The organism is Maribacter spongiicola (assembly GCF_004364165.1).
GTDB classification, from domain to species: Bacteria; Bacteroidota; Bacteroidia; order Flavobacteriales; family Flavobacteriaceae; genus Maribacter; species Maribacter spongiicola.
Window position 1 is genome coordinate 1 of record NZ_SOAY01000012.1, and the last position, 11232, is coordinate 11232.

At 33.8% G+C, this 11232-nt stretch carries 6 protein-coding genes; 2 read left to right on the top strand and 4 right to left on the bottom strand.

All coding sequences use genetic code 11. The annotated features are described in order from the left end of the window. Positions 1–392: 392 nt before the first annotated feature. Positions 393–2384 carry a putative porin gene (locus CLV90_RS13265; RefSeq protein ID WP_133687999.1) on the bottom strand — a complete coding sequence of 664 codons (1992 nt, stop codon included), beginning with the start codon at positions 2382–2384 and terminating at the stop codon, positions 393–395. 168 nt (positions 2385–2552) lie between these two features. Here CLV90_RS13265 and CLV90_RS13270 point away from each other — a divergent pair, with 168 nt between their 5' ends. Further along, entirely contained in the window at positions 2553–6827 is a 4275-nt protein-coding gene (locus tag CLV90_RS13270) for a thrombospondin type 3 repeat-containing protein (RefSeq protein ID WP_133688000.1), read from the top strand. Continuing rightward, positions 6824–7552, top strand: coding sequence for a hypothetical protein (locus CLV90_RS13275; RefSeq protein WP_133688001.1), 729 nt, complete (start codon positions 6824–6826; stop codon positions 7550–7552). The genes CLV90_RS13270 and CLV90_RS13275 overlap by 4 nt, the downstream gene beginning before the upstream one ends. 66 nt (positions 7553–7618) lie before the next feature. On the opposite strand, the gene CLV90_RS13280 is transcribed toward CLV90_RS13275, so the two are convergent. The 3 genes from CLV90_RS13280 to CLV90_RS13290 form a co-directional block, all read right to left on the bottom strand. Further along, the gene (locus CLV90_RS13280; RefSeq protein ID WP_166638584.1) at positions 7619–8329 is read right to left on the bottom strand and encodes a hypothetical protein; all 711 of its coding nucleotides are present in this window, start codon (positions 8327–8329) and stop codon (positions 7619–7621) included. A 640-nt stretch (positions 8330–8969) separates the two neighbouring features. Further along, entirely contained in the window at positions 8970–9770 is an 801-nt protein-coding gene (locus CLV90_RS13285; protein ID WP_133688003.1) for a hypothetical protein, read from the bottom strand. Between the two features lie 13 nt (positions 9771–9783). Beyond that, complete coding sequence (locus CLV90_RS13290; protein WP_243835435.1) at positions 9784–11226, bottom strand: RagB/SusD family nutrient uptake outer membrane protein; 1443 nt, start codon at positions 11224–11226, stop codon at positions 9784–9786. Positions 11227–11232: the final 6 nt, after the last annotated feature.

Consider the following 11232-nt stretch of genomic DNA (forward strand, 5'->3'; position numbering starts at 1 on the left):
TCTCGATTCCCCGGCTTCGTTTCCCTTAGGTGTTTCCCTAAGCGGCTGCAAATATACAACTGTTTTTTAACCTGGCAACTTTTATCGAAAAAAAATTATTTTTCTTTTTTCCCAGACCTAATCAACATATATATGAACCTTTTTCCAACGCCCGGTTCAGAAACAATCTTCACCGTTTGCGGGGTGCAAATGTACACACTAATCTTAATATCACAAGCCTTTTTCAAATAAAAAAAACAAAGTTTTTTGACCTAACCATAACATCATGATTTACCGCACGTTAGAATCAACAAAATTCACATAAAAATTAACTCACTGTTTCACAGCTACTTAAAAAATGTTCCGTCAGTAGATTGCTATATATCAACATATTAAATGAATCATTCTTTATGTTAAGAAAAGAAATTCCACACTAAACCAAATCTTATTACAAAATCACGATACGGATAATTAGGCGCGGAATAATAGTCTCGCCCAGAAAAAGACGCATTAAAGTGTTCTGCCTTCAAATAAATTCTCGTTTGTTTAATTCTGGCATTAATAAAGAAATCTAATAAAGGATACCCACCTAACTCTTCTTTATTCTGCACATAGAACTCACCAAGAATAGGATTATACCCATTCATGTTATAACTGGAGAAATATTTAAACGTAATACCTGTTTGTAAATACATTGCTTTCTTAAATACATCTGAAGAAAAATACAATGTATTTCGAGTAACTAATTGAGGGACATTCAATACTTGAGTGTCTTGGATTACATTCTGATACATCAGCGTATTATTCAAAGCAAACATACCTACCTTAAACTCCTTCTCATATTTAACTTTTAAATGCGAAATAGCATTACCTTCTTGTAATGGCTTTATAAATGCATTGTTTAATCCGTCTGTTATTTCCTCTTCTGACACAGGAGAAAAGTATGTATAGTTATCAAGATTACTATACTTCACCATTAAATTACCCCAAACCTTAGATAGCAGCTCCCCTTTTAAACTACTTGTTCGTTCTTTCTCGAACACACTGCTATTATCCCAGTTATAATTAAGGTATTCACTTTGATACAATAGGTAGTTGAAATTGGGCATTCTACTAGAAGTGTGTATAGAGAATCTCAGTTTGTTATTCTCATTTATACTATATGAAGCCGATGCATTAAAGAGATTACCCGCCAGCTCACCAGAAAGATTATATTTTAAGTCAGCATTAAAATCAAATTCCCCTATCCGCTTTGCATACTTACCTACTATTCCAAATTCAGTTCCATTTAATCTATTAGGTATTATGGTACCATCTGCTTCTATAAAACGACTATTAAAATAGTAATCATAATTATATACGTTGACGCCACCTGTTAATCTACCTAGAGTTCTATTATAAAATTCTGCATTAACTTCATTATAAAACGTTTTTAAAACTGCCTTATCATTAATACTGCTAAGAATAGCATCACCAAATAATGTATCGCTCGCTGTCTGTACAAATTGATAATATTTAGTTTCATAATCGAAACTATGACCAATTGATAATGAAGTTTTTTCAAATCGAGTTGAATCTAACTGCTTTCTAACCAATTTATAGGTATGATCGAAATAATATCTTTTACCTAAAATCTTATTATCTGCATCATCTAAATAAACATCTACTCTCGGTCTATTAATAAAATCTTCATCACCAGACTCAAATTGCTCTTCCTTTTCTACCAAACCTCCATTTTCTTCCGAAGAAATATTTTGCGCTGCTATATGTGCCCTTAGTGCATATCTACCGTTTTTAGACAAGTAATTTGTTGTAGTGATAAAGTTGCCAGATTCTATTTGTGTATCATTATACTTACCAAATGAGCGAAAACCAATATAACCAATAGAAAAATTTAATCTTCTAGATGTATTAAATGCCAAATTAGCATCTAGCAACTGCCCTTCTTCTAAAGTTGTTTTAAAAAACAGTTCGGTCATTGGCGTAGCAACATTATAATAGTTGATCTGCTCTTTTTCTAAATACTTACGGTCTTTAGCAATAACACCTAAATTTGGATAACTTGTTACCCTTTCAAAATTTACCCCCAATTCATTATATGCTTGACCAATATTGGAAAATGGCATTAATTCAAAATCATCTTCTCGTAGGTAATTGTACTTATACTCTTTTTGAATAGTTAGCGTAGTATCTAAATAGGTAGTGTCTCTTGCAAAAGAAATAATCTTATAATCCTCTATTGTCAATGTAATAGAATCATTTTGCATTTTGCTTTTCGGATTTATTGGCTTAGTCTTTTTACCCAGAGGAATTGAATCGCTCTTTTTTTCAGACTTTTCAATTACATCTTGACCTAAAACAATCGAAGAAGCTAAACACAATAAAACTAGAATTATATATTTCATGAAGCATTGTTACCCTTGCAAAGTTAATTTTTTTGTTGCTAAGTAAATGTGAAAGTTTAATTGACTTTAAATACCTGAATATAAAGGACTGCTAAACTATTATTAAATTTTAACTGTGAACATTATTATTTTAAGGAATATTTTTCTGATTTTTATAAAAAAATGTTAATGAAAGTACTGTTTTTTAATGTTTTCGCATTTTTAGCGTTTACATCGGCATCAGCTCAGTTCAATGAGAATGCCCCATGGATGAAAGATTTAACCGAGAATCAACAATCTTCAAAATCTTCTACTAACACACATTCGTTATATGACATATCGAATGCATTCAATGAATATTGGAGCAATAAAGACTATTCTAAAAAAGGTAGTGGTTTTAAACCTTATAAAAGATGGGAGAATTATTGGAATTTTTATGTAGATAAAAATGGAAATCTACCGACTTCTTCTCAATTATGGAATTCTTGGAAAAGCAAACAAGAGAGCATCGGTAAAGCAACAAACCCTACTGCAAACTGGAATGCTATCGGACCCTTTACTCACGACACCTATTCAGGCGCACTTTCTGGTCAAGGTCGAGTTAATGCAATTACCGTAGACCCAAGCAATGAAAATATTTGGTATGTGGGTGCACCAGCCGGTGGTATTTGGAAATCTGTTGACGGGGGCTCTTCATGGGCAAACCTTTTTGATGATTTTCCTCAAATTGGTGTTTCTGGCATTGCCGTTGACCCTAATAACTCGCAAATTATATACATAGCAACAGGAGATGATGATGCTGCAGACTCCTATAGCGTGGGTGTTTTCAAGTCTATTGATGGAGGAAACAGCTGGAATGAAACAGGATTGAACCCTAGCACATCGAATATTAATTTATTGATGAATGAAATTACGATTGATCCAACCAACTCTAATATTATTTGGGTCGCCACTACTGTTGGGCTTCAAAAATCTACAGATGGTGGTACTACTTGGGAGGTAAAAGCAACAGGAAACATTCAAGATTTCAAATTAAAACCTAACGACCCTAATACTGTTTATGCCGTAACTTCAAATACTTTTGTAAAATCTACAGATGGCGGCAACAACTTTGTAGAAATAACCGATGGTATTCCAGAAAGTTCTGGTCGATTAGTAATAGGAACAAGTGCAGCAAATCCTTCAGGAGTATATGTTCTTAGAGCATTAACTGGTGGTAATAGTTTTGCTTTTGGCGGACTATACAAATCTTTGGATAGTGGAGAATCTTTTACAAAAACTGCTAGTGAACAAGATATTTTTGAATCAAACCAGGCTTGGTTCGATCTTGCTATTGAAGTTTCACCTACTAATTTTAATGAAATATATACTGGTTGCTTAAATGTATGGAAGAGCACAAACGGTGGCGATATCTTTACCAGAATCAACAGATGGAATATAACTGACCAAGGTTATACCCACGCAGATATACACACTATTAAAGTCTTTAACAACAAAGTTTATGTAGGTAGTGACGGTGGCATCTATATGTCTGAGAATGGCGGCAATACTTTTACTGATTATACAGCTGGTATTTCTATTAGTCAATTTTACAGAATATCCGTTGCAAAAAATGATTCAGGTAAAATAACAGGTGGCTTACAAGATAATGCTGGTTTTATTCGTGATCAAGGACAATGGAATGTTTTCACTGGTGGTGATGGAATGGATTACGAAATTGACCCTAACAATAGTAGCTTAGTTTATGGATTTGTACAATTTGGAGGTAGTTTATTTTTATCTTCTGATTCTGGGCAATCTATTGGTGTGGTTGGCGCACCAACTGACGCAAATGGAAACACCATTCAAGGAAATTGGGTAACTCCTTTAGCAATAGGTTCTGACGGCTCTGTTTATGCAGGTTTTGATGCTTTATATAGACTAGAAAACAATCAATGGAATAAAATTTCTTCTTCTATTGGCTCTGGTAATATAGATGACTTAGAAATTGATCCTAAAAATCCTGAAACTATATTTGCCGCTGAAAGCAACATATTATATAGAAGTCGAAACAGCGGTGCCACATTTAGTCTTATAAAAGTGATGGATTCTGAAATTTCGGATATCAGCATTAATTCTAACGACAGCAACATTATCTATATAACGACTTCTGACAGAGTAGGTATAGCTTTAAGCGACCAACCATCAAACAGAGGTGTTTTTAAAGTTACCATAAGTGAAACAGAAACAACTTCTGAAAATATAACATTTGATATACCGACAGATCAAGCATTTTTCTCGATTGCTCACCAGGGCAGACATACTGACAATCCTATTTACGTAGGTACTAGTTTAGGTGTATATAGACTTGATGACACCTTAACAGAATGGGAAGAGTACTACACCAATTTTCCGAATGTTGCTGTTAGCGATATTGAAATTAATTTAGATGATGAAAAAATTATAGCTTCTACTTATGGTAGAGGAGTGTGGGAATCTACAATACCAGTTCAAATACCAGATAATGAAATTAGATTAGTCTCTATAACACCTAATTCAAATGAAGTACTATGCAATGACTTTGCACCAACTGCTACTGTAGAAAACCAAGGAGTTAATGCTATTACCGCTGTTGATATTGAGTATTCTATTAATGGTAATACTACACAAAACTTCACCTGGACAGGTAATTTACTAAGCAATGAAACAGTTATTATAGAACTACCACTAGAAACAAATGTTAATTTTGGTGAGTCTACAATTGAGCTGACCGCCACTATTGACAACGATAGCTATGATGACAACAATACTTTACAAAACAGATTCTTTTTAAACACCCCTGGTTCAGGTGGTGAACTAAATACTTTTGAAACTGAACAAGAATCTTTGATCGCATATAATGATGGTAATTCTGAAAGCGTATGGCAAAGAGGTATACCCACAGGTTCTAACTTAAACACAGCTACATCTGGCAGTAATGTTTACGGAACCAACCTAAGTGGAGATTACCCAAATAGCACCAAAGCCATCCTTCTAAGCAATTGTTATGATATGACCTCTATTATCGCACCGGTTCTTAAATTTAATATGGCATATGACCTTGAACTAAATTTTGATATAGTTTATGCCGAATACTCTATTGACGGCGGTAGTAATTGGGATATTCTAGGTAGTATCAATAGTGAACCAAATTGGTACAGTAGTGATAGAACCAATGCCCTTTCTGAAGAAGCAGATGATTGTCAAAATTGTCCTGGAGCACAATGGACAGGTGAAAGCACCGAAATGACAACATACGCTTATGATTTTAACTTAAATGCTGCTAATGGCGAACAAAACCTTACTGGCGAGACCAATGTACTATTTAGGATTGTCTTTCAATCTGACCCTTCGGTTACTGAAGAAGGTGTAATTATTGATGACTTTGTAGTTGATGGTTCACCCGATGACGATGACGATGATAACGACGGTATTTTAGACGTAGATGATAATTGCCCTTTGACAGCAAATGCCGATCAATTAGACACTGATAGTGATGGTGAAGGTGATGTTTGTGATACCGATGATGATAATGACGGTATTTTAGATATTGATGACAACTGTCCCTTAATCGCAAACCCAGGTCAAGAAGATGATGATTTAGATGGTATCGGTAATCTATGTGACAATGATAGCGATAATGACGGAGTACCAAATGATATTGACCAATGCGATGATACTCCTAACGGAACTATAGTTAATATTGAAGGTTGTGAAGTTTTCTCTTTACCGAATACTAACTTTCAAATTCAGACTACTGGCGGAGCTTGTAACTCAAGTAATAATGGAAGTATCTTAATAACTGCTGCAAATACTAATTACACGTATAACGCAATTTTATCAAATACTGGCGGCACCACAAATAATAGCTTTACAGACGTAAGTACATTTGATGACTTAGCTGCTGGAGATTATCAATTATGTATTACAGTTGAAGGTCAAGCAGACTATGAAGCTTGCTTTGATTTGACCATATCAGAGCCAGATGCTTTATCTGTTTCTGCTAAAATCAATTCACTGAATAATGAGGTTACATTAAGCTTCTCTGGCGGTGATTTATATACTATTTTCTTAAACGAGAAAATGTATTCTACAACGGCTAAAGAAATTACTTTACCATTAGAGGATGCAACCACATTGATTACTGTAAAAACCGGATTGGATTGCCAAGGGGTTTATACTGAAAAAATAGTATTAAGTGATAATTTGTTTATCTATCCAAACCCAATTGAAGGTGGAGATTTAACTATATACCTAGGTGGGAATGCTGCACCAGAGGTCACTATTTCATTATTTAATGTAAATGGCACAAGTATACTATCGAAACAAATGAAATCTACTAATAACGAAATTAAACTAAGTGTAGATGGACTAGCAACCGGAGTCTATATTTTAAACATTAAATCTGGTAACACGCTATCTAACTACAAAATCATAAGAAAATGAGAATATTAAAATATATAACTATTACATTTCTGCTTGCTACAGTTTTTATATCATGTGGTGGTGGCTCTGACAGTGAACCAACCCCGGTTGACCCAATTGCACCAGTTGTCTTAGATCCTGCTGCAGCTGGTTTAGTTTTCCCTGAAGATAATACTGAATGTAACGAAGGTGTCGTAAATGCAAACGACGAAACTAAGAGTACCGTAACCTTTCAATGGTCTGCTTCTGAAAATACCGATTCTTATGAGGTCAAAGTAAAGAACCTTGAAACAGGTAGCATAACTACAGCCATTTCTGCTACCAACCAAAAAGAAATAAGTATAAATAGAGGTACACCTTATGAATGGTATGTTATTTCTTTAGCCAATGGAACATCTTCTACTGCAACGAGTGAAACTTGGACTTTTTACAATCAAGGACAAGGAATAGAAAATTACGCCCCATTCCCTGCAGTTGCCATAAGTCCGCAGAGAGGCGCTACCATTTCTAGTGCAAACACGACAATTACTTTAGAATGGTCTACTTCAGATGTTGATGATGATATTGTTTCTTACGAAGTATTGTTCGATACGGCTGAAACACCGATAACATCATTAGGTGAAACAACAGAATCTTCTATAGAAGTAACAATTACTGCTGGCACTACGTACTATTGGAAAGTAATAACAAAAGATTCTTTTGACAATACCTCAAATTCAGAACTGTTTGAATTTAGAGTAGAATAATAGAAATTAAAAAAGCCAAAGATGTAATTGCATCTTTGGCTTTTTCTTTTAACACTAAATTTATCTCTATAACGAATTGAAGTAATTAAGAAAACTCACTACATCTTCCTCGTGTCTAAGATTTAAATTGTTTTCTTTCACATACAATTTCATTTCTTCCTTTTTTACTCCTGTAAAATCTAATATCTGGTTCTTGGTCAAACGAACCTTTACTGCATGGTTCTCTTTATCAGTATTAGTTTCATCTAACAAATAATAAGAACTATTCCAAACATATGTTGGTGGAGAATACTTTTCATAAGAGGTACTAGGACTACGTGCTTGTTTTAATAAAGCTTCTGGCTTGAACAATAATTTTAAATTACCCTCATTCAAATTAGTGAAATAACTGGTTTTTATAGATCCGTCAGTATCAACGTACGTGTAAATACTATACATCTTACCTCCAATTTCTACTTGTATATAAGCACGTTTTAATAAGGAATAAAAGGAATCTTTAGAGATATTATCTAAAATCTCCACTTCATTTCTATATGCGTTATAACGCATCTTTCCTATTTCTTCGACTTTACCGTGTACAATAACCTCTCCATGTACAAATTCCTCATTTAAATACGGAGTTCCCTTTGCTTTTGTGGGTGCTATTTCAGTGCTACTAGTAACAAAATTAACAATACCCTCTTCTGGTACTGGAGAATATGCATTTTGCGCATTTACACTATTAAAAGCTAAGGCAGCAATTGTAAAGATTGTGAACTTTTTAATCATTTTATTCATTAATTTTTTTTCAATTTAATTGTTTATAATTGATTAGTAGGTTTAAAAAATGTTATTAAAAACTTAAATAAGGATTAGTAATTTAGATAATTACCTAACTATCAATTTAAAACGGTTTAAGTTATTTGATCATCAAAGAATAATAAAAGTAAACTGGGAAAATTGAAATGATTTAAATTATATAGTAAATCCTAAGCCTTCAAATTCGAAGAGAGTAGAGATTTATCATTTGTAGCTTCGATTAAACTAAATTTACATGAGGTAATATTTATTTTATGGAATTGAAAATAAAATTTTCATAAATACAAATTCTTTCTATTATAATATAAACCTATTTATCATTGTTGAATTGACTTTATCCTAAATAAAGCTGTATATAATATTCATAAATCGTTGTTTGAACTGAAACTCAATTACCATTTGCAAAAATTATAATATTACATAATCGGTAGCATCATTTTTAGAGGAAATAAAATGATAATTGTTAATAAACGATAAAAAAAAATTTCAAAAAAAATCAGGCTAAATTGCTTCAGCCTGATTTTTAATAAATAATAAAATAATGTATTTAAATCACTATTGAATTATATGAAATTATAAAAATCCAATACTATAAAATATATAGTAAAACATTCAACTTTTACTTGCAATAATCAATTGTAAGTGCACCTGCATCTCCACTTTCATAACCTCCGGCTACATTGCCATTAGGAGATATAATTTCAAATCCTATTTCACCATACTGGTCTCCTGGAAAGAACCACTCGGCAGACTCAGTACCCTCAGGAATTGTAATCGTTACGGTTCCGTCTGATCCATTATTAGGTGTACATTCGCCATCTCCTAAAAAAGTACCGGCTGCACTACCATATGGAGAACAAAGTCCTACTTCAAATACAGTACCATCACCCAAGGTAATAGTTAAACCAGAACCACCAGTAGCTGAATCTGTCTGCCAACCATCACCATAAGAATCAGTCATATTAATGACCCAATCACCAGCTGTTATAGGACATTCTCTGTAAAATTCCAATTGTAATGGTGAATCTTTAATGACAAGATCATTAGACCCAGAAACATCAACCAAATTAAGAACAAGATTTGCTCTTCCTTCTTCTGGCAAGGCATCGAAATTACTACTTATTGTAAGTGTAGCTCCGAAAGCTCCCGCAGGAATCGTTAAACCACTAAGAGTATATTGATCGGCTGTCGCTGTTGATGATGGATCAACCTCCACCGAAATAGTTCTTTCACTTTCCGTCTTTGTAGTTACAAATACATCTACAGTTATTGTTGCTCCTTCCGTCGGAGTTGGTACCAAAATAGAACTTTCTGAAAAGTTGGCAAATGTTTGACCATTTTCACTATCAAATACTATATTCTCTTCTTCACAAGAAACAAAAGCAAATAGTACTGCAATTATTAAAATATATTTTTTCATAACTCTATTGTTTTTAGTATCCAGGATTCTGAACCATGTTTTGGTTAGCATTAATCTCTGCTATTGGAATTGGCAATTGAAATCTAAAATTGTCAGCAGCTAAAGTTGGGAAATCCGGAGGTGTTCCAGTACCATCAATAATGTCTCCCATCGTAGAACGCATAACAGGTTCTCCCCTACGTTTTAAATCAAAGAATCTATGACCTTCAAATGACAACTCAACTCTTCTTTCGAACTGAATTGCATCTTCAAGATCTTGACCTGCTTCACCACCATCATAAGCTACATATCTTAAATCTCTAAGCTCATTTAATGTAGACAATGCATCTTGACCTAATTCGAATTGTGCTTCTGCTTTATTTAATAAAACTTCTGCAGCTCTCATAACCTTAACATCAACACGACCATTAACCTGTCCTGTTTCTCCCAAAAATTTTGAGATGGCGTTATATTGATTATCTTGATTTAAACCAACAAAAGAAATAACATCTTTTCTTAAATCATCTTCATCAATACTATTGATAAAATCAAAATCGAAAACATATTCTGAAATTGTAGAAGTAGCATTTGACTGGCTGTATAATACACCAACATTGTTACCATTACTTTCAGAAGAAGTATTAATTGCCAACTTAACAACTATACCCGCTTCATTTGCATCAGTATACAAACCTTCTAATTCTTCTGCAGTTGCCAATGGAACACTTACTTCATCAGCAGCATCAATAACCTTTTGATATTCACCATTATATAAATAAACTCTAGACAAAAGTGCATAAACACCATCGGTATTTAATTTTCCTTGACCGTTATCTGCACCAATTAACTGACTTGCTCTTTCTAAATCACCGATAATTTCGGCATAGTTGCTAGCAACAGTTTCTCTTACAGGTTCCGCAAAAGGATCTTCTGTATCTCCATCTTCAACTTTAATATAAACTACACCTAAGGATGCATTAGCATCTGCAGACTGAGTTGGTATTTTACCATAGACCCTAACAAGATCAAAATGCGCCCAAGCTCTTATAGCAAGCGCTTGACCTAAGATATTGTTTTTTTCATCACCGTCACCTAAGTTGTCAATTTGTGCAATTACCAAATTGGCTACGTTTACAGCCTCGTAAGCCTCACTCCAATACAAATCAATTGCACCACCAGTACCGGCTACATATCTGTAATTAAAATAATCTTGGTTAGAACGTCTACCTGTTTGCGCAATAATTACGTTATCGGACAAAATATCTGGAATACCTTGTAGACCTGAACCGGTGCTTGAATAGTAATTCCATAATTGTCTGTACGCTCCATCAACACCGTTTTGGAATGCAGAAACACTATTAAAAAATGTTTCAGGATTTCCTTCTACAAACGGTTGTAGGTCATTCAACTCATCATCGCAGGACATAAAGAACCCGAACGAAAATAAAAGAACTAATAATTTTATGTTATTTTTCATTTCTTA